Here is a 26,518-nt window from a genome sequence, read left to right on the forward strand (position 1 = left end):
GGAGTTCCTGAAGGGGATCTTCAGATCAACCGATACCCGTCTTCCCGGAAAACCCTCAGGCAGGCATCGACGACATAAGGATCGAAGCGGGTTCCCCGGTATTGAGCGATCTCTTCCAGCGCCCGCTCGATGCCCATGGCCGGCCGGTAGGGGCGATGGGAGGCGATGGCGTCGACCACGTCCGCCACGGCGATGATCCGGGCCTCCAGCATGATGCCGTCTCCGGTCAGTCCCCGGGGATACCCCGAGCCGTCCAGGCGTTCGTGGTGCTGGAGTATGATCTCGGCGATGGGCCAGGGGAAGTCGATCTCCTTCAGAATGCAGTGGCCGGCCTCCGAATGGGTCCGGATCAGGCGCAGTTCGAGTTCGGATAGAGCGGCGGGCTTGCTGAGGATTTCCGCCGGGACGGAGATCTTCCCGATGTCATGAACCACGCCGGCCATGTGAATCCCATCGGTCCTGTCCGGGGCCAGTCCCATTTCCTCCGCAATGGAGCGGGACAGGTTTGCCACCTTCCTCTGATGTCCAGCCGTGTAGGGATCCCTTGATTCAACTACCAGAGTCATAGCCTGGATCACCGCTTCCATTGCCTTTCTCAGCTTCTTCAGGCTGGCGTCCAGAGCCTCACCGGTTTTCTCGAGCTCCATCGTCCGGTCCTGGACGAGTTCCTCCAGTATCTCCCTTTTTTCATTGACCATCCGCTCCAGGAAAATATTGTGGGTGCTGCGGTCGATGGCCGAGAAAAGGCGCTCCTTGGCGATGGGCTTTATCACGTACTGGCTGATGTTGATGTCGATGGCGTCCAGGAGATATCTCGTATCGTCGTGCGCCGAGGTGACGATGATTTCCGTCCGTGGAGACAAGGAGCGGATTTCCCTGGCCATTTCCAGGCCGCTCATAACGGGCATGCGAATGTCCGTGACGACGATATCGGGATGCCGCTCCTTGAAACAGTGCAGGCCCTCTCTCCCGTTTTTTGCAAGATTGATTTCGGTGACCTTGTTTTTCAGGAGTTCGCCCACCGCTTCCAGGGTGTATTCCTCGTCTTCCACGTAGAGGAGGGAAATGTCGTGCAACGCTTTGTTCTCAGGATTCATAAGGCACCTCGATTCGGAATTCCGCCCCGCCAGGGGCATTGCGGGCGGAGAGTGTTCCCGCCATGCTTTGTTCGATGATCGTCTTCGACATGTACAGGCCGATGCCGGTCCCTTTTCCTTCTTCCTTGGTTGAAAAATACGGATCGAAGACCCGGTCCAGGTATTCCTCGGCGATGCCGCCGCCGTTGTCGCCGATGACGACCACGGCCTTCCCGTTCTCCGCAAAAGCGGAGACGGTGACTTCCGGATATTCGGTTTCCCGCTCGATCAGCACGTCCAGGGCGTTCTGCAGGATGTTCAGAATAACCTGGGCGTATTCGTTCGGAAACCCGTACAGGAGCGGATCGTCCTTGACCTGAAGAGCCAGAACGATTCCCCGGTTCTTGAATCCGCCATCGAGGAACGAAATCGCGCTCGTGATGACCTCCTGCAGGCGGAAGGACTGCTTCTCCTTGCGGGGCCGGAAAAAGTTGCGGAAGTCGTCGATCGTCCGGGACATGAACTGGATCAGGTCCATCGCCTTCTTGGTCTGAAAATCCAGGTAACGGGACGTGAGGGTCCCGTGGCTCATGGCCTCCGGCAGGAGCTGGAACAGCGCGCCCACGGCGTTGAGGGGCTGCCGCCACTGGTGGGCGATGTTTCCGATCATCTGTCCCATGGCGGCCTGCCTGGACTGGGTGATGAGGAGAGCATCCTTTTCCCGGTTTTTCTGCAGCTCCTCCTGGACGCGTTCTTCGAGGGTCCGGTTGAGTTCCTCCAGTTCCTGCTGCTTTTCCTTGAGTTTCCGGTCGATCTCCTTCTTTTCTTCCAGGTTGCGGAGGAAGGTGTTGAACCAGAGAATCAGGTCTCCGATCTCGTCGCGGGAAGTCTCCTCCAGCCGGACACCGGGCCGGATCGTTCCGTTCTGAATTCTCCTGAACAGATCGGTCATTTTCTTCACGGGGCGGACGATGTTCCGGTACAGCAGGATGGAGAAAATAAGACACAGAACGAAGCAGGCCGCTGCGATGGCCAGGGTGTTGTGGCGGATTCCGGCCAGCGCGGTGGCGATTTCCCGTTCCGGCGTCAGGCTCAGGAGGATCCATCCGCTCTTTCCGGAGAGGCGATATGTGGCGGAGTAATCATGGTCGCCGATCCGGTCGCGGAATGGAACCATCGGCTTCTGCTTCAGGAGGTCCGCCGTGAAGTCCGGGTTCACCGAGGTCCCGATGAGTGTCCGGTCGGGGTGAAAGACGATCCGGGACTTTCTGTCGATCACCATGTAGGTCTGGGAGCGCGGTGTATCCTGCATGAAGCTGTCATGAAAGTGCCGGGCGTCGTAATTCACGATCAGAAGGCCCAGCGGTTCTTCGGCGAGTCTCTGCATGTTCATGGTCTTCAGGATGCGGACCGCCGTGATGACGCGGGGATGCGCCGAATGGACGTTCACGTTTTCCTCGATGCCCGCCCAGTAGACCGGCCGGGATGAGGCGCGGGCGGCCTCGAACAGGGACTCCTTCCGTTCCAGTTTCGTGTTTTCGACGTTCAGCGTGTCGCCGACGTGATAGTGCGTTCCGGACAGGGAGAAGATGTCGATGGAGACGAGACCCCGCAGATTCAGGTAGCCGCTCAGGATGTAGCCGATCTTCGCCTGGGTGGACAGCTTGTTGAACGGCGACTTTTCCTCCCGGTCTTCCTTCAGGACGGCTGTAATGTCATCATGCCCGGCAACGTTCGCCATCAGGCTCTCCACCTCGTCCATGACCAGTTCCAGGTAATTCATCTTGGCGCTCATCGTCATCCGGGTGAGATCATGGATGGATTGATTCATGGCGTGAAGGGAAACGTTGTAGGAGATGATCCCGAACAGGATGAGCGGGACGATGCCGGTCAGGGTCAGGTAGGCGAAGACCTTGAGCAGAATGGGGGATGGAATGCAGTGTTTCATGCCGGATGTCCTTCTCAGATGTCGGGTAAGACTTAGATTCAGATGTCTTTCTCCGTGATCAGCCGCACATCGACCAGCGTTTCCGCGGGAACTTCCGCTTTTCGGAGGAGGTTCACGGCGGCCTTGACCCCTTCGTAGCCCTGCAGCGCCGCCTGCTGATCGATCGTCACCCGCAGTTTCCCCGCGCGGAGGGCGTCCCCGACTTCGGAAAGATTGTCAAAGCCTGCAACGAGGACGTCTCTCCGTCTTTTTTCGTCCAGGTATTCGATCACCCCCAGGGCCATCATGTCATTGGAGCAGAAGACCACGCCGATCCGGGGATGATTCCGGAAAATTTGCCCCGCGACTTTATAGGCCTCGTCGATCTTCCAGTTGGCTGTTTCCATGGCGACGACGGAGAGTTTCGGATTTTCGCGGAAAGCCTTCAACGCACCCTTTTTCCGCTGCTCGGCATTGTCCGCTCCCCGGATCCCTTCGATAATCGCCGCCTCCGTCGGCCTGGCAATCTGCCCGCTTACATGCTTCGCCGAGAGGTAGGCCCCCCGGTGGTTGTCCACGCTGATGAAGGGAATGTCGTTCAGGCCTGCCTGTCGGGCATGTTCCCGGTCCAGGCGGTTGTCGATGTTGACGATCATGACTCCTTTTCCCCGGGCCTTGCGGAGGGCGGGAATCAGCCTGGTGGAATCGGCGGGGGCGATGACGATCGCGTCGATTTTCTGTTCCGTCAGCTCCTCGATGATGGCGATCTGCTGATCGACGGAGGTCTCCTTGGCGCCGGTCTTGACGATCAGCTCGACGTCCAGGTCCCGCTCCGCCCGCCGGGCGCCCTTCTCCATCTCTACAAAGAAGGGATTCGTCAGGGTCTTCATCACCAGCGCGACCCGCTTCCGCTGGGTGACATGGGAGGGCTGTCCCGGCGGATCCTGAGCCTGCCGGTTGTTCAGGTACAGGTTGTCCTGATAAGGACTGGCGGATTCCCGATCTTTGCATCCCTCAAAGGCGGCCAGGATGGCCAGTGCGGTAAGCAGGGCCGTGGTGACGGCAAAGGCGACTTTCTTCATGATCGTATTTCTCCAGCTTGATGGATCCGGGAAGCGGGCCCCCGGAGATCGATCTCCGTCCCGGAGCCCCCGCCCCCGATCCGGGGTTTCCCTACCCGTTGAGCCGCACAGCGGCCGCCATGGCGTGACGGGTCCGGCGGTTTTCGTTTTTGCCTGTGATTATTTCAAAGTTGACGGTGCATGTTCCACGAAAAGCCTTGTGACTTCGCGGATTGGATAGGATGGAATGGAGGGATAAACAATGCTGGTTATGCTCATACGTAATGTATAAGCATATTAGGTATATTGAGGTAGCGCTTTGAAATTGTAGGATTTGTGCAGCGTAAAAGCAGGTAGAGTGAAGTCTTTCAAGGATGTATTATTTCTGAACTCACAGACCCGGAGGATTGAAGTCAGCGGGTCAGGGAAAAGATCACTACCACGCCATACGTCCTGGCTAGACCGGGATTATCCTTCAAATGGCCGGAGCTTTCGATCTCCGCTTCAAAATGCAGGGAATTTGTGCCGAGCCCTTTATCGGATGGGATTCAATAACGGATTCAACTCACTCTGTATTGCCTTGGCTTGGGGTTCCCGATTTCCATGCCGCTTCCGGAATTCCGGTGTATGCCGATACGTCAGGCTCCCAGACTTGTCCGCGCATAAGATCGCGATAGTACCCCATCCATCCGTCCGTGGAAGATTTCGTGTACCCATGCAATTTCATTCCATCGGCGTCTTTCCGCGGCATTGGATATCCAGGTGTTCGGAAGAAATAGCACGCACCATGCAACCATTCATGCAAAAATGGCTCCCCGAAAGCTTCTCCAATTCCTGTCCACCAGAAACTCCTGCCTGCAATGAGGCTGGAGAAGGTCGCAGTCCCATTGTTGACAGATGTGCCTCCCAATCCCCAATAGGCGTCAATGGATCCATTGTTCCAGACAACATGCACCGCATCGTATTTACCCTTCGGAGCAAATTGATTTAACTCGGTTTGTATGTCCAGATTACTGAGCCAGTAATAGTTTCCGTTGTATTGGCTTATCTTTGTGACCGGCTTTGAAATTTCAACGATATCGTATGTGCTTGATATAACGCCATCTGAGCCGTCTGTGATTAAATTCGGCAGATTCTTGAAGGCATTGACGACTGTCGTTCTGAGATCGTCACTCATGCTTCCTTTGTAGGTCCTTGTTTCGCCGTCTTTGACGTATTCAACATCCGTATGGGGATAAACAAGCAAAAGGTGATGATGGGTTGATGTTGAAACAGCATCATCCGACTGTGTCGTGACGCAGGCCAGGGTACTCGGCCGCGATTCACCGCCGGCCGCATCGAAGGCGGAGACCTGATAACAATATGGGGTTTGCGCAGCCAGGCCTGTGTCGCTTGCGGAGGTTCCCGTGACGGATATTAGATATGCGCCATCCCGGTAAATCTTGTAACCGGCGACACCTGCATTATCTGTCGATGCGGACCAGGAAAGATCGATCCGGATGACGAAAATGCCGCAATCAGAAAGTCTGTCGGCGTTGAAGGAGGCGACAACGAATCGAGAACAGGGTCTCCAGGGTCGGCGATATAGGACTGTATGTATGCGGTTGTCTGGCTCCGGGTTGGGATGGTCGAAGAGTCCAGGGTAACCGCATCGAGAAAGTCGCGAGCCGCCGGGAAATCGACACCGTCTGCGATGTAGGTGACCAGATAATCCCGACCGTCCAGCTCCGGATCGACGGTCCATGTGAATTGATTCGCCGCAGCGAGCTTGTTGTTGATCGTTAAAAGGTCGTCACCCTGGGCATTGTTCAGGGCGGTCAGCATGATTGTGGCGGAGGTTAATCGGCCCGTATTGAAACCGTTGCTGTAGAAATTCAACTCTTCTGCTGTTGCATCGCGGTTAAACATCGTCAGGTGAATTTGGTTGATAAAGGCGGAGACGTTGCCGCCGTTGATTGTTCCATAGCGTGCCCGTGCTTCGGGGGAATTCGCAAACGCCTCGATAATGGCGGACATGTCTCCGCCCTTGCCGTCCAGCTTTTCGGTCCAGTAGATCAGCCCTCCCGGATCTGCCGGTCTGTGATAGAAACCGATATAGGACTTTTGCACCATATTGGCAGAATCGGATGTCACTGCACTCGCAGTTGAATGCCATGTGAGCGCAAGAAGAAGAAAAAAGCGCAGAGGAGAAACAATGAGATAGAGATAATGAATGTCTCTATTCATACGTCCTCCGTAGACAGCTTTTTTGCTATAGGATTGGTGTTTCCCGGTATTCGGATTCATTTGCCGACAGCCTTCGTGATGGTTTCATTCATGGAAATTTCTTCAATCAGCAGCCTTGATAAGAAGCCCGATATCGCCTGGCGTGCCGGCAAGCAGGACTTGCAGTCGCTCTGGATCATTCAGGTTGTGGACGGTTGAGGCTGATGGGGAAACAGTCAGAATTGGAGAATCGGATAGGATGGAAAGAATAGGTTATCAATACCTGATTTACTCATACACATCGCATAAACACATCCGGCATGATGGAGGAACGGACTGATTCTGTTTTTTTATTTCAGGCTTGGTGAGTGTTAAGATGGGGTCGTCTTGAAAGGAAAGAGGGAACGGATCTCAGATCCATCCCCTCTTCTCTTTCAGCTTGCGTTGCCAGCATATCCTGCTGTTTCCGGAGCACGCTGTTTCTATGCCGTCAGGCGTTTCACGAACCGGGTCGTGTAGGTTCCGTCAATGAATTTTTCGCTTTCCAGGGCGCTCAGGTGGAAGGGAATCGTCGTGCGGACGCCTTCGACGACGGTTTCCCGGAGGGCGCGCTTCATGCGCATGACCGCCTCGTCGCGGGTTCGCCCCCAGGCCAGGAGTTTGAACAGCATCGGGTCGTAGAGAGGGGAGATCTCCGTTCCCTCCACGATCCCTTCGTCGACGCGCACTCCCAGTCCATGGGGTAGATGGAGGCGGGTCACCCGGCCCGGGCTGGGGAGAAAGTTGTTCGCCGGGTCTTCCGCCGTGATCCTGCACTCGATGGCGTGCGTCTGGAAGCGGACATCCTCCTGGGAGCAGGGCAGGGCCTCCCCTGCGGCGATGCGGATCTGCTCCTTCACGATGTCGATGCCCGTGGCCAGCTCCGTGATGCCGTGCTCCACCTGGAGGCGGCAGTTGACCTCGTTGAAGAAGAACTCCCGCGTATCCTGGCAGTAGAGGAACTCGACGGTCATCAGGCTGTCGCACTGGAGCGCCATGGCGATCTCCACGGCGGCGATGCCCATCTTCATGCTCAGCAGGTACGGCAGCCTCGGGCAGGGAGTCTCCTCGATCAGCTTCTGGAATCTCCGCTGGATCGAGCAGTCCCGGTGCCCGATGTTGAGGAAGTGCCCCATTTTGTCGGCCAGCACCTGGGACTCGATGTGCTTCGCCCCCGGCAGGAATTTTTCGATGTAGAAGCTGGAGATGCCGAAGGCCCTCTCCCCGCGGACCTGGGCATGGCGGATGGCCTTGAGCATCTCTTCCCGGTCTCTCGCGATCCGCATGCCGATTCCGCCGCCGCCGCCGGAGGGCTTGACGATGACGGGCCAGCCGATTCCCTCGGCGATCTCGACTGCATGCCGGATGCCCTCGGGATCGGAGCAGCGGATGGCCTCCTCGGAGCCCGGAACCACGGGAACGCCGATCATTTTCATCAGGCTGCGCGCCTTGTTCTTGGGTTTGGCGTTGCACATGGAGGCGTTGGAAGGGCCGATGAAGGCCAGTTGGTGAGCGTCGCACAATTCAATGAACCGTGGATTTTCCGCCAGGAAGCCATATCCCGGATGAATGGCTTCCGCGTGGGCTTTTTCGGCTATCGAAACGAGTTCCTGCATCTGGAGGTAGCCCTGCCCGGGGCCCCCCGCTTCGATCCGGCGGGCCTCGTCGGCCAGCCGGACGTGCAGTGCGTTTGCGTCGTCGTCCGTATAGACGGCGACAGTCCGTATCCCCATTTCCCGGCAGGTTCTCATGACCCGCACGGCGATTTCGCCCCTGTTGGCAACCAATATCTTGTCGAACAATGCCCGCTCCTTCGGAACCTTCGATCGCATGAAAACCGGCCGAGGGAATGCAGGATGCATGCCCCTATGGCCGTCGGTATGATAGGCCATGCCAAGACATTGCAATATCGGCATTTCTCCAATAACGGGTTGGGCGATTGATGACGATTCGGATAGGAATCTGTGAAGATTTGTACGCACAAAACGGGAAGTCTTCTTCGCACCAGGATCGAAAGCCAAAAGGAGTCTAACCCCTTTTACTCCAGACCCCTTTCTCAAAGTGGGATTCTCCGATAGGTCCGTCGCTCCGTGTCCATGAGGGCGCACTCCCCCTCAGTGACTGCGCCGGCGATGATGATGTACCGTTCCTCCGCCAGCAAGGGGAGATCCTCCGCAGACGGTACGGGTTCCCGGATCACCTTTCCCCGCCTCAGGCGAAAGAGAACGGGGCTGTGGGAATGGCCACAGAAGAGGGCGGTAAAGGACGTCCGGGCGAAGACCTCGGCGGCCTTTTCCGTTCCTCCGTCGTCGATGGGGTCGTAGACGGAGCGGACCGTCCCGTCCGGCATGGAATGGGCAAAGAGCAGATCGTCCACGGCGACCCGCAGGGGCAGGTGCTTCAGGAAGGCGCGAGCCGTTTCTTCCTCTTCGTTCCGGGACGGGTTTTCGTCCAGCAGCCGTTCCACCGCCAGGTCATTGTTACCCTTGATGACCGTGAGTTCGTGGCGCCGGGCCAGCGCGAGCAGCGTACCGGTCAGCCTTCCCTCCATGGACTCGCACAGATCACCCAGATGGATCAGGCACACGGCGCCCTGTTCCAGGAGCGCCTCCACGGCCCGTTGGGTGGCCTCCTCGTTCCCGTGGCTGTCGGAGAGAATGCCGATCCGCATCTTCAGGCCATCCAGAGCGCCATGACGGCGGCAACGAAGGTGATTGTAAGGGAGATGACAAAGGCCGTCCGAATAATACGGCTCTCGATCCCCAGGGCGTCGATGGTGGCGGCGGCGTTCTGGAGCTTCGCCGGCGAAATGACGCTGGCGAGCCCCCCGCCGATGGCCGTGGCGGCCGTCACGATCAGGGCATTCATGTCGAGCAGTTTGGACGTGAGGACGTGGTACTTCGTGAACATGGCGATGGTGGAGGCCTCGCTGCCGCTGACGAAACCGCCGAAGAGGCCCAGATAGGCGCTGACGAAGGGATAGAGCGTCCCGAAGGCCGTCGCCGATCCCTGGGCCAGGACCCAGATCATGTTGTTCGTGTTGTCGCTCACGACCTTCCAGGCCCCGTCGACCCAGTCGATGGAGGAGCCCGAGTTGTTCATGACGAAGGCGATGGCGAAAAAGATCGCCGCCGACAGGGCCGGCCGGGGTGCTCGTTTGAACCATTTCTTCAGGGTTTCCCGCAGGGCGGAGGCGGAGGGCCTGAGGAACGGGATCGCCAGGATCGTGCTGATGAGCACCCAGGTGTAGGCATTCCATAGCATCCGGGTCTTGACGGGCTGGCCGGGGAGGATCGAGACGGCCATGTCGATCTGCCGGTACAGGAGATCGAACGCCGGGGCATAGAAGTTGACGGCAAAGGACGCCGCCACGAGGATGATCCAGGGCGAGAGCGCCTTCCAGAGGGGCATGTCCTGTGCGATCCGGCGGTCCTCGGCGGTGAGGACGGAGCGGTCCATCACGGGCTGCCCCCGGAGGACAAGAAAGAGCACCATGACGGCGATCGTGCAGGCCCCGGAAATGACCCCCGTCAGGACGACGCCGGCCGCCAGGAACGGCGTGTAAGCCACCGCGACGGCCACGCCGCCGTTGGTCAGCCCGGCCAGGACGCAGGGGACGAAGCCCTCCTTCATGAGCTTCCCGCGCCCGACGATCCAGAGCATCCCGAATCCGATGAGCACGGAGACGACCGGCAGGAAATGGGCGAAGACCTGGGCGGACTGGACCAGGGGTGTGCCGGTGAGGTCGGAGTAAACCACCAGGGGCGCCCCCAGGAGGGCAAACGTGCAGAGGCCGTCGTATCCGATGGCCGGCAGGGCGACGGCGACAAAGGTGGAGTAGCCCAGGGCGACCATGATCGGCGGCAGGATGGAGACCGGCGTGGCCCCCACTGCGACCAGGAGCGTACCGGCCCCGACGTTGATCATCATGATTTGGACCGCCCTGTTTCCGGGGGCAAGGGTCTTTACAAAGCCGGTGATGCGGTGCAGGGCCCCGGTCGCTTCCATGAAGGTGATTTGAAGGATGGATGTGACCACCATCAGCGAGACGGGAAAGGACGCGATGATGCCGGCCATGGTGGAACGAAGGCCCATCTCCGGGGAGGTCCCGAAAAACGCCACGGCGACGGCGAGCGTCAGGAGCCAGCCGATGACGCCGCTGGTATCGGCGGCGAACCCGCGGCGGATCATCAGGTAGACGATGAGCGCGATGGGGAGAAGCGTCAGAAATACGGAGCCGAGCATCGAGCAGTACCTTTGCCGGGATCTGGACATTCCGGGAATCTCCAGGAACGGCGGAGACATGGATTCCGCCGGGCGCATGAGCGTATAAACGAGGGGCCGGCCGGCGTCAAGGGAAAAGCTCCCTGCCCGCCGCCGGTAAAATCGGGCGCGAATGCCCCGGCTGCATGGCGGGGAAGGACGCCCGGCATAGACTGGGTACTGGTTCACGTGGCCGTCCGATGGCATCCCGGCCGTTTCTCCCATGAGAAAATTCCGCTGTTTCAGGGGACGGATTTCAACTCCGTCCCCTGAAAAATTCGGAGCGGCTCTACTTGTGAAAAAGGGGTGTACCCTGCAATCTGTAACCGGACACAGGAAAAGAGAATGAAAGGAGGTGTCCGGACCATGATGAACGAAACCGGAATCATCGGCATGAGAACCGGCGGGCGGGAAGAGTTCAACCCCCAGCAGAATCTTCTGGGCAGGACGGTTTACCGTCTGGGGCATCATCCGGGGCGGCCGGGAGGCCATCCGACGGACACCGGACAAAATTACCTGAACCTGTGTTGCCGGCACGGAAAAAGCGTGGGTTTGCAATAACGCCGCACCATACGGCGGCGGAAAGTGCCCGCTTTGCTCCACCCCTTTCCTCTCCGGATGGATTGATATGTTCCTGTCCCAGGTCCTTCTCCGCTGACGGGTTGCCCCACCAGCCCCCGTGTTTTCCGTATCCCCTCCTTCGATGTGCCGGAACAGGCAAACCTACGGATTCCGTTGCATTTCTTCCGAACATGATGTATAAGTAACCATGTTCTTTGCCACGTATCATTCTTGACAGGCAGAAAACATGCATGATCGCAACGAAGGGGTCCGCGGATGCAGTGAATCCGCGGAGGTGTTCTGCAAATGGTCGGGCCGCCATCTGAGATCGTCGGATGGCGGCTTTTTTTACCGGATGACAGTCAGAGAGCCGGGCGGGGATTCCCGAAATCGCGGCTGGCGGAAACGGCTGCGACGCCTGGTAAGGGGGCATTCCCGGGAACGCAGCCCCGAGAATCCCCGGCAGTTGTCTGGAGAGAGAGGTGGTCTGTGGCTTCCAGGATTTCCCTTTCGGAATCCCGACCGATCCGGCGTCCGGAAACGGAACGATGGCTCTGGATTTTCGACTTTGACGGAACCCTGTCGCCCATCGTATCCGACCGTCGCGCTGCCGTGATGGATCGTTCATGCCGCCGGCTCCTCGCGGATCTGCTTCGGACAAGGCAGCAGGTGGGCATCCTCTCCAGCCGCAGCCTGGAGGACCTGTATCCCCGGATCGGTCTGCCCGGGGTTTACGCCGGCGGCGGTATGGGGCTGGAATGGATTCTTCCGTCGGGAGAAAGGCGCAGTTACGCGGATGCCTTCAGAGAAGACGTCATCCACAAGCGAACGGCGGCTTCCACGCAGCTGGATCACGTCGAGCATGTTCTCGGCGCTGACGTGGAGGACAAGTTCTGGACGGTTTCCGTCCATGTCCGTCACCTGGAAAAAGAGCGAAAGGAAGAGGTGAGACGGGAACTGGAGGCCGCGGCAAGGCTTTACGGACTGAAGATCCGCAACGCCCCCGAGGCCTTCGAGGTGCTTTTCTCTCCCATGCTGGACAAAGCTTTCGGCGTCTCGGTTCTCTGCCGGATCGCAAAATGGGAGGCGAGCCGGAGCCGGCTCGTCTACGCCGGCGACGACGAGAACGACTCCGTGGCGATGGAACTGGTGGCCCACCTCGGCGGGGTGACGATCTCGGTCGCCCGTTTCCCCACCGTCCGGGAATCGATTGTTGTCCGGGATCCCCCTCATCTTGCGTCGGTATGCCGCAGCATCGCCGGCCTGCCGTAGATTCGGAGGTTTCCATGCAGCCGTTTCTTGTCAAGGATTGCACGCTCCTGATCCGGATGAGCGGTCTGGCCCCCGCCTTCAATCTACGGGAACTGCGGGATCGGATCGCCTCCTGTTCCACCGACGTGATCTATCACCACTTCTGCGAGACCCTGCTGGCGCCTGCCTTCGACTATCCCGACTTCCGCAACGACTTCGCCCTCTGGGTCAAGCGCCAGCTGGAGGAGAACGTCCTGGCGGAGCGTCTCGGAGTGATCGATCCTTACGCGTATCCCTCCATGGACGTCCTCCGGACGGACGTGCTGGACATCCTGGACGAGCGGATCAACGAGTTGGCCTTTCTCCCGTCGGTTTCCCCGGGACATGAGTTCCACTTCCGGGAGGCCGTCACGGTGGTTTTCGAGACGGGCGCCCGGCTGCTCCGTCCCGAGGAAATGGCCGACGCCATCGAGCAGATGACGAAAGGTAGCATCTATTTTCATTTCCTGGAGGCCCGACGGCGGACACTCGGAAGGGTGGACGATTTCTCCCTGTGGCTGGAGGACTTCGGGGAACCCTGGGTGCCGGCCATCATGGAGATCCGCTCCTTCGATTTCCTCTTCCAGACCCTCACGGAGCTCAGAGCCGATCTGATCCGGGTTCTGAAGCCTTATTGCACGGAGAAGACGTCATGATCCCGACGCTCGATGCATACGTTCCCGTGGTCGGAAATTCCGTGATCGATCAGCTTCGCCGGCTGGGCGAACGGCTGAAGGGCATCCGTGTCGTCCATGTCAACTCCACGCGGGAGGGAGGCGGCGTCGCGGAGATCCTGAACTGGATGGTTCCCCTGATGAACGAACTCGGGCTCGACGCGAGCTGGGAGGTGATCGAGGGGAACAACGCGTTTTTCGGGATCACGAAAGGCATCCACAACGGCCTGCAGGGGTTCCCGGTGGTGCTCAAGAGGCAGGACTGGGAAACCTACGAAGAGGTCAACCGCCAGAATCTGGAGCGCCTCCGGCCGGTCCTGGAAGAAGCGGACATCGTCGTCATCCACGATCCCCAGCCGGCGGCTCTGCTCGGCATGATGCCGAAACGGCGGGGGCGATGGATCTGGAGGGCCCACATCGACGTCAGCAAGCCCTTTCGCCCGATCTGGCAGTCCCTCCGCTCGTACCTTCCGGGCTACGATGCAAGCATCTTCTCCCTGATGCAGTTTGCCCAGCCCCTTCCCCATCCCCAGTTCATCATCCCTCCGAGCATCGACCCCCTGAGCGAGAAGAACCGGGAACTCATGCAGCTTGACCTGGACACCGTCGCCAGGGAGTACGAAATCGACCGCTCCCGTCCCGTCATCGTGCAGGTCTCCCGGTTTGACCGCTTCAAGGATCCCCTTGGCGTCATCCGGGCCTATCGTCTCGTCCGCCAGATCCTGCCGATCCAGCTCGTGCTCGCCGGGGGCACCGCAACCGACGATCCCGAAGGACAGGAGATCCTGGAGGAGGTCCTGGAAGCGGCGGAGGGCGACCGCGACATCCATGTTCTCCTGCTTCCTCCCGACGCCCATCACACCGTGAACGCCCTGCAGCGCATCGCCGATATCGTCCTGCAGAAATCGACCAAAGAGGGATTCGGACTGACGGTCACCGAAGGGCTGTGGAAGGGCAAGCCCGTGATCGGGGGCGATGTGGGGGGCATCCGTCTGCAGGTGATCAGCCATTACACGGGATACCTCGTCAACAGCCCCGAGGGAGCGGCCCACCGTATCCGCTTCCTGCTCCACCACCGGGACAAGTATGAGGAAATGGGCCGGACGGCCCGGGAGTTCGTCCGGGAGAATTTTCTCCTGAACCGTCACCTGCGGGAGTATCTGACCCTGTTTCTGTATCTTGACCGGGGGAAGGGAAACCACCTCGTCCTCTGAAACGGAAACGGGCTGCCGGGATTGACACCGGCGGAGAATTCTGCTATATCTACGCGAAAGAATTCAGATTCGAATGGTTGTCGTTCCGCATTCTGAGGGTCCCATAAATGTCGGCAAGGAGGTATGGTCAAGGCAGTACCGTCGTTCACACGTCCCAAGCCATGTGCGATGAAGGACGCGCCAAAAGGTTATTTGTTTGAATCCCTCGGTTTGATTATCTTCGCAGCAATCCATCGTCCATTCCTCAACGCTGACAGAAACCGCGCACCACGGGCAGACAGCCTGATCGTCCACTGAACGTTTGATTCCCTGGAAACCAGGGTAACCGATGCCGACGGTGATTACCGGAGAAGGAGGATCTCCTCTGTTCCTTCCCCGGGCCCGACGGGGGACAGGACTCGTGAAGTCACCACTCATCGATGCGAAATATCTCGGCAATTATGTGTCCCGCACCACCCGGGGGTCCCGGGTAGTCGTGGTCTCGAACCGCGAACCCTGTCTTCACGAGCGCACCGCAAGCGGGATCGAGATGATCCGACCGGCCAGCGGCCTCGTCACCGCGCTGGAGCCCATCGTCAGGGCCACCCGCGGCATCTGGGTCGCCCACGGCTCCGGCTCCGCGGACCGCCTCGTGACGGACGAGAAGGGAAGGATCACCGTCACGCCGGAGGATCCCCAGTACACCCTGCGGCGGGTCTGGATGACCAAAAAGGAGGAGAACGGGTACTACTACAGCATCTCGAACCGCGCCCTGTGGCCCCTGTGCCATATCGCCTACACCCGGCCTTTCTTCTCCAGGGATGACTGGGAGCTTTACAAGACGGTGAACCGGAGGTTCTGCGACGCGATTCTCGACGAGGTCCGGGGAGAGCCCGCCGTCGTGTTCATCCAGGATTACCACCTCGCCCTCCTGCCCCGGATGCTCCGGAACGAGAGGCCGGACCTCAAGCTCGTCCACTTCTGGCACATCCCTTGGCCCAACCGTGAGGCCTTCCGGATCTTCCCCTGGGGGGAGGAGTTGCTCGACGGGCTCTTGGGGAACGACATCCTCGGCTTCCACATCCAGTACCACTGCAACAACTTCATGGACACCGTGGACCGGGGAATCGAGGCCATGGTGGATTACGAACATTTCCGGATCCAGCGGGGCGGACACCCGACCTACGTCCGGGCCTTTCCCATCAGCGTCGATTTCCAGCAGATCGGCAGGGACACCGCGAACTCGAGGGTCGCGGAGAACCGGCAGCGTTTCCTCCGCGAGCTGGGGGAGGAAGTTCTGCAGACAAAGCTCTACGTCGGCGTGGACCGCCTGGACTACACGAAGGGAATTGCAGAGCGGATCCAGGGTTTTGACATCATGCTGAAGCGGTATCCGGATCTGGTCGGGAAGGTGACGCTCCTGCAGCTGGCGGCTCCGACCCGGATGCACCTGGAGGAATACCGGACCGTCAGCGACGAACTCGACCAGCGGGTCGACGAGATCAACTGGCGCCACCAGACGGACGGCTGGATGCCCATCCGGTTTCTCCGCGCTCACCACGATTATTATTCAGTTCTGGCCGCCTACGGGATGGCCGACGTGCTCATGGTGACGTCACTCCACGACGGTATGAATCTCGTGGCCAAGGAGTTCATCTCGGCGAGGACGGATGATGAGGGAGTGCTTCTTCTCTCCCGGTATACGGGGGCTTCACGGGAGCTTCCGGACGCCCTGCTGGTCAACCCGTTCGACGCCGACGAGGTCGCCGATGCCATGCACCGGGCCTTCCACATGACGGAGAGGGAGCGGAAGGCGAGGATGAGGCGGCTGCGCCGCAACGTCCGCCGGAACACGATCTTCGACTGGGGATTGAGGATATTCGAAGAGCTGGAGACGGTCATGCCCGTCGAGGAGACGGTCTGAGCAAAACACGGTGAACGCAGCGGGAGGAGCCGCCGTTGTCCCGGAAACGAGGAATCGAATAACCGAAAAGGAGTATGGTCCATGTTTCCCAAGCTGATTGCCGATTATCCCTGGATCCTTCCCATCCTGTTCCTTGCCGCGGGCCTTGCCGCCGGCATCGTCGCCGAAGTGGTGGTTTTCCGCAAGCTGAGGTCCCTGGCGGCCCGGACAGCGTGGGACGTAGACGATATTCTCACCGAGTCGCTGCGGCGCATGCCCTTGATCTGGTTCACCCTGGCGGGTGTTTACGGGGCCGTGCACGCCTCGTCGCTCTCCGCCGCGGCGGCGGGGAACGCTGACAAGGCGATCGTCGTCCTCGCGATCCTGACGGTCACGATCGTGCTGGCCCGGATGGTTCGGGGCTTCATGAGCAGCTACGGGAAACGGGTGGAGGGCGTTTTCTTCGCCAACACGATCTTTACCAACATCTCCCGGATTGTCGTCTTCATCATCGGATTCCTGATTATCCTCCAGACCCTCGGGATCTCCATCACGCCGATCCTGACGGCCCTGGGCGTCGGCGGTCTGGCCGTCGCCCTGGCCCTCCAGGATACACTGTCCAACCTATTCGCCGGGATCCAGGTGATCGCCTCAAGGCAGATCGGGCAGGGCGACTACATCCGCCTGGGCAGCGGGGAGGAGGGGTTCGTGACGGACATCAACTGGCGATACACGACAATCCGCTCCCTCCCCAACAACCTGATTATCATCCCGAACTCCAAGATCGCTTCGGCCATCGTGACCAACTACAACCATCCGCAGAAGGAGATGTCCGTTCTGGTCGAGGTCGGCGTCAGCTACGACAGCGACCTGGAGCTCGTGGAGCGCGTCACGATCGAAACGGCTACCCGGGTTCTGGCGGAGGCCCAGGGCGGGGTCGCCGCTTTCGAGCCCTTCATCCGCTACCATACCTTCAACGATTTCAGCATTGATTTCACGGTGATCCTCCGGGTCGGCGAGTTTGTGGACCAGTATTTCGTGAAGCACGAGTTCGTCAAGAGGCTCAAGAGGTCGTACGACGAGCACGGAATCGAGATTCCCTTCCCGATCCGTACCGTCTACATGGAGTCGGCGGCTTAGGCCGGCCGGAGACGGGGTTTCAGGGGAGACGAACCGCGCCCCGAGCGGCCGGAGGATCCGGTCACGCCGGGGAGCCGATGGATGACAAGGAAAGGAGGTGTGCGTCATGTACAAGAATGTCCTTGTGCCATTGGATGGCTCCGCAATTGCCGAATGCGCCCTCGACGAGCTGAGGAAGATGGCGCAGGAGGGATGGGGATGCGTCGGATCCGTGACCCTTCTCTATGTCGTGGAGGTTCCGGCCCACTGGGTGGCGGAAGGGGCGAACGTCCTGGATGTCGTGCAGTTCGAGTTCGGCCGCGGGCAGGAGTACCTGGGCAAGATGGAAGAGAGCCTGGCGGCGGAAAACGTGGCGGTGAAGTCCGTCATCGTGGAGGGGCGGGCCGCGGAAACGATCGTGCAGTATGCGAAGGAAAACGGGATGGACCTGATCGTCATTGCTTCCCACGGCTACTCGGGCCTCAAGAAGTGGGTCTTCGGCAGCGTCGCGCTCCGGGTCCTTCACGACTCCAATGTCCCGGTCCTGCTCGTCAGGCCTAAGCAGCCCGGGACGTAACGCTCGCGCCCGGCACCGGCGGATGACCGGGACTGCAAATCGGAGAAAAGCGGCACCGCTGTGCCGCCGCAACACCCTTTCCCCGTTGCCGTTGTTTCGTGTTCCATCCGGTCCGGTCCGGGCGTTTTTCCCGACGAGCCGGGCGGCCTCCGCTGCCCGGCTTTTTCGTTATTCCCCCCGAAAAGATCCTTGTGCAATCGCCCTGAAACATGGAATGATGCGCGCCGCGGACGGCCGGGATCAGCAGGAACGGGCATCCGCCCACACTTGAACGAGGAACGGCGCAATGGCCAAGGGAAATGCCGAGCCCCGACAGAATCACGGCGGCAACAACGTCGTCTTCCAGGTCCGGGGGCTCACCAAGGTCTACCGGATGGGCGAACTGGAGGTCCACGCGCTGCGCGGCGTGGACATGGAGCTCTACTCGGGCGAGCTGGTCGTCCTCCTGGGGCCGTCGGGGAGCGGAAAATCGACGCTCCTCAACATCCTGGGCGGCCTCGATACGGCCTCGGGCGGAGAGGTCTCCTACCTCGGGATCAGCCTGACGAAGGCCGGCGACAAGGAACTGACGGAGTATCGACGGGTCCACGTCGGGTTCGTCTTCCAGTTCTACAACCTCATTCCCAGCCTGACGGCCCGGGAGAATGTCGAGGTCGTCACCGAGATCGCCGCGGAGCCGATGCCGGCCGCTGAGGCCCTGCGCCTGGTGGGCCTTTCGGAGCGGCTGGACCACTTTCCCGCCCAGCTCTCCGGCGGCGAGCAGCAGCGCGTCGCCATCGCCCGGGCGATCTCCAAGAACCCCAAGGTTTTGCTCTGCGACGAGCCGACGGGGGCCCTCGACTCCGGGACGGGCATCGTCGTCCTCGAGGCCCTGGACCGGGTTAACCGCGAGCTGGGCACGGCTACGGTCATCATCACCCACAACGTGGACATCGCCGCCATGGCGGACCGCGTCATCAACCTGAGCGACGGGAGGATCTCCCAGGTGACGGTGAACGCCGAGAAGAAGTCGCCGCGGGATCTTCACTGGTGAGGCCATGAAGGCGCTGAACCGGAAGGTCCTCCGGGACCTGCGTCTCATGAGGGGGCAGGCCCTGGCCATCGCGATCGTCATCACGAGCGGCATGGCGGCCTTCGTCATGTTCATCGGCGCCATGGAATCCCTTACGGCGACGCGGGACCGCTTCTACCGGGACTATGCCTTCGCCGATGTCTTCGTCTCCCTGAAGCGGGCCCCGGAGAGCCTGCGGAGCCGCATTGCCGCGATCCCCGGCGTCTCCGTCGCGGAGACCCGCGTGGTGGCCCCGGTCAAGCTGGACATCACGGGCTTCCCCGAGCCGGTGACGGCCCAGATGATATCGGTCCCGGAGCACGGCAGCCCCCTCCTCAACCGGCTCTACATCCGGAGCGGCCGGATGCCGGATCCGGCCCGGGACGACGAGACGGTCGTCAGCGAGACCTTTGCCCAGGCACACGGATTCAAGCCCGGCGACCGGATCGGGGCGATCATCAACGGCCGGAAGAAAAACCTGGTCATCACCGGCGTCGGCCTCTCGCCGGAATTCGTCCTCATCATGCGGCCCGAGGCCCTCAGCCCCGATTTCAAGCGGTTCGGAATCCTCTGGATGGGCCGCAAGGCCCTGGGCAAGTCCTACAACATGGACGGTGCCTTCAACGACGTCGTCATGGCCGTGCAGCCCGGGGCCGACACGGGCCGGATCATCACCGAGCTGGACGTCATCCTGGCGCGGTACGGCGGCCTCGGCGCCTACGCCCGGAAAGACCAGATCTCGAACCGCATGCTCTCCGAGGAGTTCCGGATGCTCCGGCGGAGCGCCGAGATCTACCCGACCATCTTCATCCTGGTCGCCGCCTTCCTGCTCAACGTGGTCATCAGCCGGACTGTCAGCATCCAGCGCGAGCAGATCGCCGCCCTGAAGGCCTTCGGCTATGAAAACGCGGACATCGCCATCCACTACGCCAAACTGGTCATCCTGATCGTGCTGCTCGGGCTGGCCGGCGGCTCGGTGCTCGGCATCTGGCTGGAGCAGAGGATGGGCCAGCTCTACATGGAGGTCTACCGCTTCCCCAGCCTGGTTCTCCGGATCAACCCGCTGACGATGCTGGCGGCGACGGGCATCAGTGTGCTCTCGGCCCTGGCGGGGACGCTGCACGCCGTCTGGCGGGCGGCCCGGGAGACGCCGGCGGAGGCCATGAGGCCCGAGCCCCCGGCAAAGTACCGGGTCTCCTATCTCGAGCGGATCGGCATCGGGCGGTGGCTCTCCCAGCCCTCGCGGATCATCCTCCGGAACGTGGAGCGGAAGCCCGTCCGGACGCTCCTGTCGATCCTCGGGATCGCCGTGGCCTGCGCCACCATGCTGACGAGCGGCTTCTTCTCGGATGCCGTCAATTACCTGGTCCAGGTCCAGTTCCGGGTCTCCCAGAAGGAGGACATGACGGTGGCCTTCGTGGAGCCCACGTCCCGCCGGGTCGTCTACGACCTGGCCGGCCTGGACGGCGTCTACCGGGTGGAGGGCTTCCGCCAGGTCCCCGTGCGATTCCGCTTCGGCCACAGGAGCTACAAGACCGTCATCGACGGGGTCGAGCCGGACGGCCGCCTCCACAACCAGTTGAACGACAAGGGGAAGCCCGTTCCGATCCCCTCCTCGGGTCTCCTCCTCGGCGACTACCTGGGAGAGCTGCTCGGCGTGAAGCCCGGCGACACGGTCACGGTGGAGGTCCTGGAGGGGAACCGGGAGGTCCTCCAGATTCCCGTCGGCGCCATGAGCAAGCAGTTCATCGGAACGACCGGGACGATGGACCTGGCGGCGCTGAACCGGCTCCTCCGGCAGGGGGATGCCGTTTCCGGGGCCTACCTGACAGCGGACACGAACAAGTGGGAGGAGCTGTACCGCCAGTTCATCCGGATGCCCCGGGTCTCGGGAATCACGCTCCGGACGAACGAGATCCGCAACTTCTACGACGTCCAGGCCAAGGGCATGCTGTTCTTCACCTTCGTGGCGACCCTGATGGCCTGCTCCATCGCCGTCGGCGTCGTCTACAACAGCGCGCGGATCGCCCTGTCCGAGCGGAGCCGGGAGCTGTCGAGCCTCCGCGTGCTCGGCTACACCCGGGGAGAGGTGTCCTACATCCTCCTGGGGGAGCTGGGGCTCCTGGTCCTGACGGCCATCCCGCTCGGCTTTCTCATCGGCTACAGCCTCTGCGTGCTCATCGCCTGGGCGCTGGCGAACGACCTGTTCCGGATTCCCATGGTGCTCGATCCGCCCACGTACTCGATGGCAGCGGCCGTCGTCCTGATCTCGGCGGTCGTGTCGGCGCTCATCGTGCGCCGCAAGCTTGATCGACTGGACCTTGTTGAGGTATTGAAAACGCGCGAGTAGTCGCGGCGCCGCAGGGAAGGGGAGGGGACTCCCTCCCTGCGGGCGCTCCGCCGGATTCCGCGAATTTGAATCGGAGAAAACCCATGACACCCGTTCTGCGCAGAAGGATCTTCGTCATCACCGTCATCGCCCTCGCCGCCGCCGGGACGATCTACGGCTTCCTGCCCAAGGCCGTGGAGGTGGAGCTGGCCGCGGCAAAGAAGGACACGCTGCAGGTGACGATCGAGGAGGAGGGCCGGACCCGCCTCAAGGACCGCTTCACCGTCTCCGCACCGGTGCCCGGCTTCCTCCGCCGGATCGACCTGAACGTGGGCGACGCGATCAAGAAGGGGCAGGCTGTGGCGCAACTGGAGCCCCTGCGCTCCCCCGCCCTGGATCCCCGCAGCCACGGCGAGGCGAAGGCCGCCGTCGCGGCGGCGGAATCCTCGCTCAAAGCCGCCCAGGAGAGGGAGCAGGCCGCCCGGGCGGACGCCGACTATGCCGGCCAGCGCCACGAGCGCATGAAGAATCTGTTCCAGAGAGGCACCATCGCCCGCGACACGCTGGACCAGGCCGAGGCCGACGCCAGGCGGGCCGGCGCGAATCTTTCCTCCGCCAAGGCCGCCGTGGGTGTCGCCCGATCCGACCTGGAGCGGGCCCGGACCGCCGGGCAGGACTACTCGGCCGGCCGGGCGGGAAGCCGGGGCACCGTTGCCGTCGTGTCGCCTGTCGCGGGCCGCGTCTTCAGGATTTACCGGGAAAGCGAGGGGGCGGTGCAGCAGGGCGAGCCCCTGCTCGACCTGGGAAACCAGGCGGACCTTGAAGTGCGCGTGGAGGTCCTGTCGTCCGACGCGGTGCAGCTCCGCAAGGGGATGCGCGTGGAGTTCAAGCGGTGGGGAGGCGATCAGCCGCTCACGGGGACCATCCGGATCGTCGAGCCGGCGGGCTTCACGAAGATCTCCAGCCTGGGCGTGGAGGAGCAGCGGACCCTCGTTCTCGTGGACATTATCTCGCCGCCGGAGCAGTGGCAGGTTCTGGGGGACGGCTTTCGCCTCGACACGACCTTCATCGTCTGGGAGGGGAAGGACATTCTCCAGGTGCCCGCCAGCGCGCTCTTCCGCTCGGGACAGGACTGGGCCGTCTTTGTCGCCGACAGCGGCAGGGCCGTGAAACGCATCGTCCAGGTGGGCAGACGCAGCGGCCTCAACGCGGAGATCCTCTCCGGCCTCAAGGAAGGCGAAAAGGTCATCGCCCGCCCCGACGATACTGTTAGAGAGGGAGGGAAGGTGAAGGCGGCGGGGAGGTGAGGGGAAGCAATGAATTCAAGAGACGGGAAATCAGTTTAAAGTTCAACCTGAAAAAAGAGATTTGAAGATCGATCGAATATTTTAAACTCTTTTTCAACAGCCTGCTAAAGGACGGGGAAGGAGCATTGCCATGATTTCGAGAAGAAAATTCATGGCCGCGGCAGCTATTGGAGGGACCGGTGTTGTTGTCGCAGGGTGTGCTGTGAATGCACACAATGCACATGCGGAATACGACGCGTTGGTGCAACGGACTTGGCGCCACACTCAAGGCGACATGAACTCTCATTCTGCACAAATACATGAGATTGTTCGATATGCGACGCTGGCGCCTTCCAGTCACAACACACAGTGCTGGAAATTCAAGCTTGGAGAGGACACGGTTTCCATTCTTCCTGATTTCCAGCGTCGTTGTCCGGTGGTTGATCCTGACGATCATCACCTGTTCGTCAGCCTTGGTTGCGCTGTGGAAAACCTCATACAGGCTGCAGCAGCGTCAGGTTTTCGAGGCGAGGCGTCGTTCAATGTTCGTGGGGATGAGTCCGTCGATATCGCCCTGGTGCCTGCCAAGCCCTTCCTTTCTCCATTATTCGATGCCATTCCATCGCGGCAATCTACACGTGGCGAGTTCGACAGAAATCCGATATCTTCAGAAGACCTTATGTTGCTGGAGAAAGCCGGCTCCAGAGACGGTGTCCGTGTTCACCTGCTGACTGAGCGAAAAGCCATGGAGCATGTACTTGATTTCGTGATTCAGGGAAATACGGCGCAAATGCGCAACCGAGCATTTGTTCAGGAACTCAAAGACTGGGTGCGCTTCAACGGTGCTCATGCGGCCAGAACCGGTGATGGATTGTTCGCGGGATCCTCTGGAAATCCATCGGTTCCAGTATGGCTTGGTAAAATCCTGTTCGATCTGTTCTTCACGGAGGGTGCGGAAAATGACAAATATGCAAGACATATCCGCAGCTCTGCCGGAGTCGCGGTTTTTGTTTCGGAGCGGGACGACAAGTCTTGTTGGGTAGAAACGGGCCGGGCTTTTGAGCGTTTTGCGTTACAGGCCACGGTGCTTGGAATTCGGCATGCGCACCTGAACCAACCCGTCGAAGTGCCGTCGATCCGACCACAGTTCGCCAACTTCCTGGGTGTGGGCAGTAAAAGACCAGACCTTATCGTTCGCTTTGGTCGAGGGCCGGAAATGCCACGTTCTTTGCGACGTCCAATAGAAAAGGTGATTCAAATATAATTTCAATATATTGAACTTTCCTGTCCGCCATGGATACGCTCTGCCCGCGGAGGTGCCCTACACAAGCCTCTGACCGGCCGGAGCCTTCTCCACCGATTGCTTCACCTCGCTTTAAATTCTGTCCGACACAATGTGGCCTGCCTCGATCTCGTCGGTACAGACGACCTGCTGGACACGGTGAGGCCGACGGACAACAACGATGTCCGTCGCGAGCCTCGGCGGCCGAGCGTCCCCATCGTTCGTTATCGATGGAGCGATCGTCAACGGCGCTTCAGGGGGATGCAGATGTCGAAGATCCACTTGCCCTCGGGGTGTTCTTCTGCGTTGTTGTGGTACAGCTCGTAGCAGGGAAGGTCGTCGCACTCGTACCCGCTGCCGACGAGCCAGGCAAAGGCGCTCTCCCAGGCCTGCGGGAAGCCGTCCGGGAGGATCTCGAAGCGGCAGACGGCGTAATATCCGCCGCGGATGGTCTGCATGCCGATCTGGCCTTCCGCCGTCGTTCCCCGGGGAACGCTCACGCAGGCGTCGATGCGGCATTTCTCCGGCGGCGTCACTTCGGGATTGTCCCAATAGACCATCATGGTCTCGCCGGATTTCAGATAACCCCCCGGCCCCGCCCACCGCATCAGCTCGCTGAACGCCCCCTCGCATGTTTCCTTGCCGTACGGCCCGATCCTGCGCACGTAGGCGACATGGTACTCCGGCATTTGTTTGACTTCTGCGTTCATGTCTCTCATCCTTTCGCTTTTTTCCGGGTCCGCTTCGAACCCGGTGCCGGAACCGTATCCGATCCAAAGTGAAAAGGCGTTTTCCTGCTTGCTGAACTTGTTTCCCTGCTTGCTTTTTCGATAGGCCGAGGGCGTCATCCCGAAAGACTGGCGAAACGCTTTGGCGAAGTTCTGGGAGCTCGAGAATCCGCAGTCCATGGCGATCGCGGTGATGCTGTCATGCCGGTCGGAGAGAAGCCGGTTGGCGGCCAGCTCCAGGCGGAGCCTCCTGGTGAACTCCGCGACGGTCTCGCCCACCACGGCTTTGAAGATCCGGTGGAAATGAAACATCGAGAAATTGGCCGTTCGGGCGATCTCTTCCAGGGAAAGATCCCGGTCGAGGTTGTGGCTGATGAAGTTCATGGCGCGGCAGATGCGCCTCCGGTACTCCATGGCCGTGTGCCGCAGGACGGAGTTTTTCATGAGTAAATATCCGCCTCGATCCCGTTCAGGCCCCGATGCCGGTGGCCAGCGCGACAATCAGGAATTCCTCTATGGTTCTTTGAAACTGAATTGAAACGTTTTTTCCTCACCGTCATCATAAAAGGAAAGCTCGTCTCCGTTCACCTCGCCGTTGAAATGACACGGGGCCAACTCATCATACCCTTTGAACTTGTTTCCGTTTATTTCCAATTCAATACTATGTCCGTGACCGAAATCGTATAGATCGAAGACGTTATTTTCTACCGGTCCGGCCGTATAACACCCCCTGTCGTCATTAAATACCTTGACGTATTTCGGGCTCAGAGTGGCCTCAAAACTTACGGACTTGGACTGGAAATGATCGTAAATGGATAACGTGTCCAGGCCGGTGATGATGCGCCCTGCAATGAAGGCTACCGTGGTACGAAGTTTCGGCTGCATGATAAATGGTCCTCCTATGAATTGAATTCGGCGTTTGCTCTTACGCCTCGCATCGGATTTTTGATTTTTTTACAGCCGCTCTCTCGGAGACACAAAAGATGTTGCACGAACGCAGTGGAATCAGCAGTGGGAGAGGGTGTCTTATCGGAACTTTATCGTAATGCGCGGTTGGCTGTGCCATGACAATGGATATACCTGGACGGCATTTGCAAAACTTCTATGCATCACTACCCCCATTCAATGGAAATGGAAAGAAATAATATAGGAAAATGAATGATAATAGTAATGTTCCCACAGGGAATTTGTGTTAACAAGAATCGCAATTCAACCGGTAAAAATACGGAATAATCGAACGAACACCGGATGCTCATTGCCTGGAATATCGCGTGGTGGAATCGATATGAGCGGAAACAGAAGATCGGATATCAGACCCGGGTTGCGCGTGAAAGTGGTCCAGAAGCCGGACCAGTCGAGCGGCAGGCTGACAGAGGGCATCGTCCGGGATATCCTCACCAAGTCGCCAAGTCACCCCCACGGCATCAAGGTGCGTCTCCAGAGCGGCATTGTCGGCCGCGTCAAAGAGATCCTGGATTCATGACCATGCGGATCTATGTCGATGCAGACGGATTTCCGAATGCGGCCAAAGATCTGTTGATCAGGGCCGCCCTGCGGCTGCAGGTGGCCGTGGTGTTCGTGGCCAATAAGCCTGTCCGATACGAACCGTCGGGCATTCTGTCGAGCGTTATTGTCCCTGAAGGCCCCGATCTTGCCGACGATCGCATCGTGGAAATGGCGCAGCCGGGAGACCTGGTGATCACGGCCGATATCCCGCTTGCAGACCGGGTGGTTGCCAGGGGCGCCTTTGCACTCAACTACAGAGGCAAGCTTTATACGGAAGACAACATCAAGGACAGGCTGGCAACGCGCGACCTGCTGAACGAGCTTAGAGACGGCGGCCTGATGACGGGCGGTCCGCCGGCATTTGGCAAGAAAGACTGCCAGGCCTTCGTCAACCAGCTGGACAGCTTTCTGACCAAGAGGTTGAAAGAGAAGAACCCGAAGGAATAAC

24 protein-coding genes are annotated in these 26,518 nt (G+C 60.1%); 14 read left to right on the forward strand and 10 right to left on the reverse strand.

Annotated features, from left to right (window positions below; translation table 11 throughout):
- Positions 1-20: 20 nt before the first annotated feature.
- From HPY65_06970 to HPY65_06990, 5 genes are all read right to left on the reverse strand, one after another.
- Positions 21-1,136: a response regulator gene (locus tag HPY65_06970; protein ID NPU84214.1), complete on the reverse strand. Its 1,116-nt coding sequence runs from the start codon at positions 1,134-1,136 to the stop codon at positions 21-23.
- The gene (locus HPY65_06975) at positions 1,087-3,024 is read right to left on the reverse strand and encodes a sensor histidine kinase (GenBank protein NPU84215.1); all 1,938 of its coding nucleotides are present in this window, start codon (positions 3,022-3,024) and stop codon (positions 1,087-1,089) included. Before HPY65_06975 ends, HPY65_06970 begins: the two co-directional genes overlap by 50 nt.
- Before the next feature lie 38 nt (positions 3,025-3,062).
- Positions 3,063-4,085, reverse strand: a complete 1,023-nt coding sequence (locus HPY65_06980) for a sugar ABC transporter substrate-binding protein (GenBank protein NPU84216.1) — start codon at positions 4,083-4,085, stop codon at positions 3,063-3,065.
- A 544-nt stretch (positions 4,086-4,629) separates the two neighbouring features.
- Complete coding sequence (locus HPY65_06985; GenBank protein ID NPU84217.1) at positions 4,630-5,241, reverse strand: hypothetical protein; 612 nt, start codon at positions 5,239-5,241, stop codon at positions 4,630-4,632.
- A 239-nt stretch (positions 5,242-5,480) separates the two neighbouring features.
- The gene (locus HPY65_06990; protein ID NPU84218.1) at positions 5,481-6,290 is read right to left on the reverse strand and encodes a hypothetical protein; all 810 of its coding nucleotides are present in this window, start codon (positions 6,288-6,290) and stop codon (positions 5,481-5,483) included.
- Here HPY65_06990 and HPY65_06995 point away from each other — a divergent pair.
- Positions 6,273-6,488 (forward strand): hypothetical protein, encoded by a 216-nt coding sequence (locus HPY65_06995; protein ID NPU84219.1) that lies wholly within the window; start codon positions 6,273-6,275, stop codon positions 6,486-6,488. The two genes, HPY65_06990 and HPY65_06995, sit on opposite strands and share 18 nt — an antisense overlap.
- 263 nt (positions 6,489-6,751) lie before the next feature.
- Here HPY65_06995 and HPY65_07000 read toward each other — a convergent pair whose 3' ends face one another.
- The 3 genes from HPY65_07000 to HPY65_07010 form a co-directional block, all read right to left on the reverse strand.
- Complete coding sequence (locus tag HPY65_07000) at positions 6,752-8,110, reverse strand: acetyl-CoA carboxylase biotin carboxylase subunit (protein ID NPU84220.1); 1,359 nt, start codon at positions 8,108-8,110, stop codon at positions 6,752-6,754.
- 254 nt (positions 8,111-8,364) lie between these two features.
- Complete coding sequence (locus HPY65_07005) at positions 8,365-8,979, reverse strand: metallophosphoesterase family protein (GenBank protein ID NPU84221.1); 615 nt, start codon at positions 8,977-8,979, stop codon at positions 8,365-8,367.
- Positions 8,980-8,981: 2 nt separating this feature from the next.
- Entirely contained in the window at positions 8,982-10,553 is a 1,572-nt protein-coding gene (locus HPY65_07010) for an L-lactate permease (GenBank protein NPU84222.1), read from the reverse strand.
- 384 nt (positions 10,554-10,937) lie between these two features.
- Here HPY65_07010 and HPY65_07015 point away from each other — a divergent pair, with 384 nt between their 5' ends.
- From HPY65_07015 to HPY65_07065, 11 genes are all read left to right on the forward strand, one after another.
- Complete coding sequence (locus tag HPY65_07015; protein ID NPU84223.1) at positions 10,938-11,132, forward strand: hypothetical protein; 195 nt, start codon at positions 10,938-10,940, stop codon at positions 11,130-11,132.
- Between the two features lie 489 nt (positions 11,133-11,621).
- On the forward strand, positions 11,622-12,404 hold the full coding sequence (gene otsB / locus HPY65_07020) for a trehalose-phosphatase (protein ID NPU84224.1): 783 nt from the start codon (positions 11,622-11,624) through the stop codon (positions 12,402-12,404).
- A 14-nt stretch (positions 12,405-12,418) separates the two neighbouring features.
- Positions 12,419-13,078 (forward strand): hypothetical protein, encoded by a 660-nt coding sequence (locus tag HPY65_07025; protein ID NPU84225.1) that lies wholly within the window; start codon positions 12,419-12,421, stop codon positions 13,076-13,078.
- Complete coding sequence (locus HPY65_07030) at positions 13,075-14,310, forward strand: glycosyltransferase (protein NPU84226.1); 1,236 nt, start codon at positions 13,075-13,077, stop codon at positions 14,308-14,310. Before HPY65_07025 ends, HPY65_07030 begins: the two co-directional genes overlap by 4 nt.
- A gap of 475 nt (positions 14,311-14,785) precedes the next feature.
- A complete protein-coding gene (locus HPY65_07035; protein NPU84227.1) occupies positions 14,786-16,213 on the forward strand; it encodes a trehalose-6-phosphate synthase in 1,428 nt (475 codons plus the stop codon).
- Between the two features lie 81 nt (positions 16,214-16,294).
- The gene (locus HPY65_07040) at positions 16,295-17,332 is read left to right on the forward strand and encodes a mechanosensitive ion channel family protein (GenBank protein NPU84228.1); all 1,038 of its coding nucleotides are present in this window, start codon (positions 16,295-16,297) and stop codon (positions 17,330-17,332) included.
- A 106-nt stretch (positions 17,333-17,438) separates the two neighbouring features.
- Positions 17,439-17,888, forward strand: a complete 450-nt coding sequence (locus HPY65_07045) for a universal stress protein (protein NPU84229.1) — start codon at positions 17,439-17,441, stop codon at positions 17,886-17,888.
- Positions 17,889-18,174: 286 nt separating this feature from the next.
- Entirely contained in the window at positions 18,175-18,921 is a 747-nt protein-coding gene (locus tag HPY65_07050) for an ABC transporter ATP-binding protein (protein NPU84230.1), read from the forward strand.
- A gap of 4 nt (positions 18,922-18,925) precedes the next feature.
- Complete coding sequence (locus tag HPY65_07055; protein ID NPU84231.1) at positions 18,926-21,289, forward strand: ABC transporter permease; 2,364 nt, start codon at positions 18,926-18,928, stop codon at positions 21,287-21,289.
- An 83-nt stretch (positions 21,290-21,372) separates the two neighbouring features.
- Positions 21,373-22,575 carry an HlyD family efflux transporter periplasmic adaptor subunit gene (locus HPY65_07060; GenBank protein ID NPU84232.1) on the forward strand — a complete coding sequence of 401 codons (1,203 nt, stop codon included), beginning with the start codon at positions 21,373-21,375 and terminating at the stop codon, positions 22,573-22,575.
- A gap of 133 nt (positions 22,576-22,708) precedes the next feature.
- Positions 22,709-23,818 (forward strand): Tat pathway signal protein, encoded by a 1,110-nt coding sequence (locus HPY65_07065; GenBank protein ID NPU84233.1) that lies wholly within the window; start codon positions 22,709-22,711, stop codon positions 23,816-23,818.
- 260 nt (positions 23,819-24,078) lie between these two features.
- Here HPY65_07065 and HPY65_07070 read toward each other — a convergent pair whose 3' ends face one another.
- Together HPY65_07070 and HPY65_07075 are read right to left on the reverse strand one after the other, a co-directional pair.
- Positions 24,079-25,008: an AraC family transcriptional regulator gene (locus tag HPY65_07070; protein ID NPU84234.1), complete on the reverse strand. Its 930-nt coding sequence runs from the start codon at positions 25,006-25,008 to the stop codon at positions 24,079-24,081.
- Between the two features lie 69 nt (positions 25,009-25,077).
- Complete coding sequence (locus tag HPY65_07075; GenBank protein NPU84235.1) at positions 25,078-25,449, reverse strand: hypothetical protein; 372 nt, start codon at positions 25,447-25,449, stop codon at positions 25,078-25,080.
- A 400-nt stretch (positions 25,450-25,849) separates the two neighbouring features.
- Here HPY65_07075 and HPY65_07080 point away from each other — a divergent pair, with 400 nt between their 5' ends.
- Both HPY65_07080 and HPY65_07085 read left to right on the forward strand, forming a co-directional pair.
- On the forward strand, positions 25,850-26,047 hold the full coding sequence (locus HPY65_07080) for a YwbE family protein (GenBank protein ID NPU84236.1): 198 nt from the start codon (positions 25,850-25,852) through the stop codon (positions 26,045-26,047).
- Positions 26,048-26,049: 2 nt separating this feature from the next.
- Positions 26,050-26,517, forward strand: a complete 468-nt coding sequence (locus tag HPY65_07085) for a YaiI/YqxD family protein (protein ID NPU84237.1) — start codon at positions 26,050-26,052, stop codon at positions 26,515-26,517.
- The last annotated feature ends 1 nt before the right edge of the window (position 26,518 follow it).

It is taken from the genome of Syntrophaceae bacterium, from assembly GCA_013177825.1.
Taxonomy (GTDB): Bacteria; Desulfobacterota; Syntrophia; order Syntrophales; family PHBD01; genus PHBD01.

Bases quoted from the DNA above. Each gene is read 5' to 3' on its own strand.
- HPY65_07080 (NPU84236.1), top strand. From the start codon at position 25,850: ATGAGCGGAAACAGAAGATCGGATATCAGACCCGGGTTGCGCGTGAAA.
- HPY65_07030 (NPU84226.1), top strand. From the start codon at position 13,075: ATGATCCCGACGCTCGATGCATACGTTCCCGTGGTCGGAAATTCCGTG.
- HPY65_07060 (NPU84232.1), top strand. From the start codon at position 21,373: ATGACACCCGTTCTGCGCAGAAGGATCTTCGTCATCACCGTCATCGCC.
- HPY65_07070 (NPU84234.1), bottom strand. From the start codon at position 25,008: ATGAAAAACTCCGTCCTGCGGCACACGGCCATGGAGTACCGGAGGCGC.
- HPY65_06970 (NPU84214.1), bottom strand. From the start codon at position 1,136: ATGCCCCTGGCGGGGCGGAATTCCGAATCGAGGTGCCTTATGAATCCT.
- HPY65_07015 (NPU84223.1), top strand. From the start codon at position 10,938: ATGATGAACGAAACCGGAATCATCGGCATGAGAACCGGCGGGCGGGAA.
- HPY65_07025 (NPU84225.1), top strand. From the start codon at position 12,419: ATGCAGCCGTTTCTTGTCAAGGATTGCACGCTCCTGATCCGGATGAGC.
- HPY65_06990 (NPU84218.1), bottom strand. From the start codon at position 6,290: ATGAATAGAGACATTCATTATCTCTATCTCATTGTTTCTCCTCTGCGC.
- HPY65_06975 (NPU84215.1), bottom strand. From the start codon at position 3,024: ATGAAACACTGCATTCCATCCCCCATTCTGCTCAAGGTCTTCGCCTAC.
- HPY65_06985 (NPU84217.1), bottom strand. From the start codon at position 5,241: ATGAGTGACGATCTCAGAACGACAGTCGTCAATGCCTTCAAGAATCTG.
- HPY65_06980 (NPU84216.1), bottom strand. From the start codon at position 4,085: ATGAAGAAAGTCGCCTTTGCCGTCACCACGGCCCTGCTTACCGCACTG.
- HPY65_06995 (NPU84219.1), top strand. From the start codon at position 6,273: ATGAATGTCTCTATTCATACGTCCTCCGTAGACAGCTTTTTTGCTATA.
- HPY65_07050 (NPU84230.1), top strand. From the start codon at position 18,175: ATGGCCAAGGGAAATGCCGAGCCCCGACAGAATCACGGCGGCAACAAC.
- HPY65_07045 (NPU84229.1), top strand. From the start codon at position 17,439: ATGTACAAGAATGTCCTTGTGCCATTGGATGGCTCCGCAATTGCCGAA.
- HPY65_07075 (NPU84235.1), bottom strand. From the start codon at position 25,449: ATGCAGCCGAAACTTCGTACCACGGTAGCCTTCATTGCAGGGCGCATC.
- HPY65_07085 (NPU84237.1), top strand. From the start codon at position 26,050: ATGCGGATCTATGTCGATGCAGACGGATTTCCGAATGCGGCCAAAGAT.
- HPY65_07040 (NPU84228.1), top strand. From the start codon at position 16,295: ATGTTTCCCAAGCTGATTGCCGATTATCCCTGGATCCTTCCCATCCTG.
- HPY65_07010 (NPU84222.1), bottom strand. From the start codon at position 10,553: ATGCTCGGCTCCGTATTTCTGACGCTTCTCCCCATCGCGCTCATCGTC.
- HPY65_07055 (NPU84231.1), top strand. From the start codon at position 18,926: ATGAAGGCGCTGAACCGGAAGGTCCTCCGGGACCTGCGTCTCATGAGG.
- HPY65_07005 (NPU84221.1), bottom strand. From the start codon at position 8,979: ATGCGGATCGGCATTCTCTCCGACAGCCACGGGAACGAGGAGGCCACC.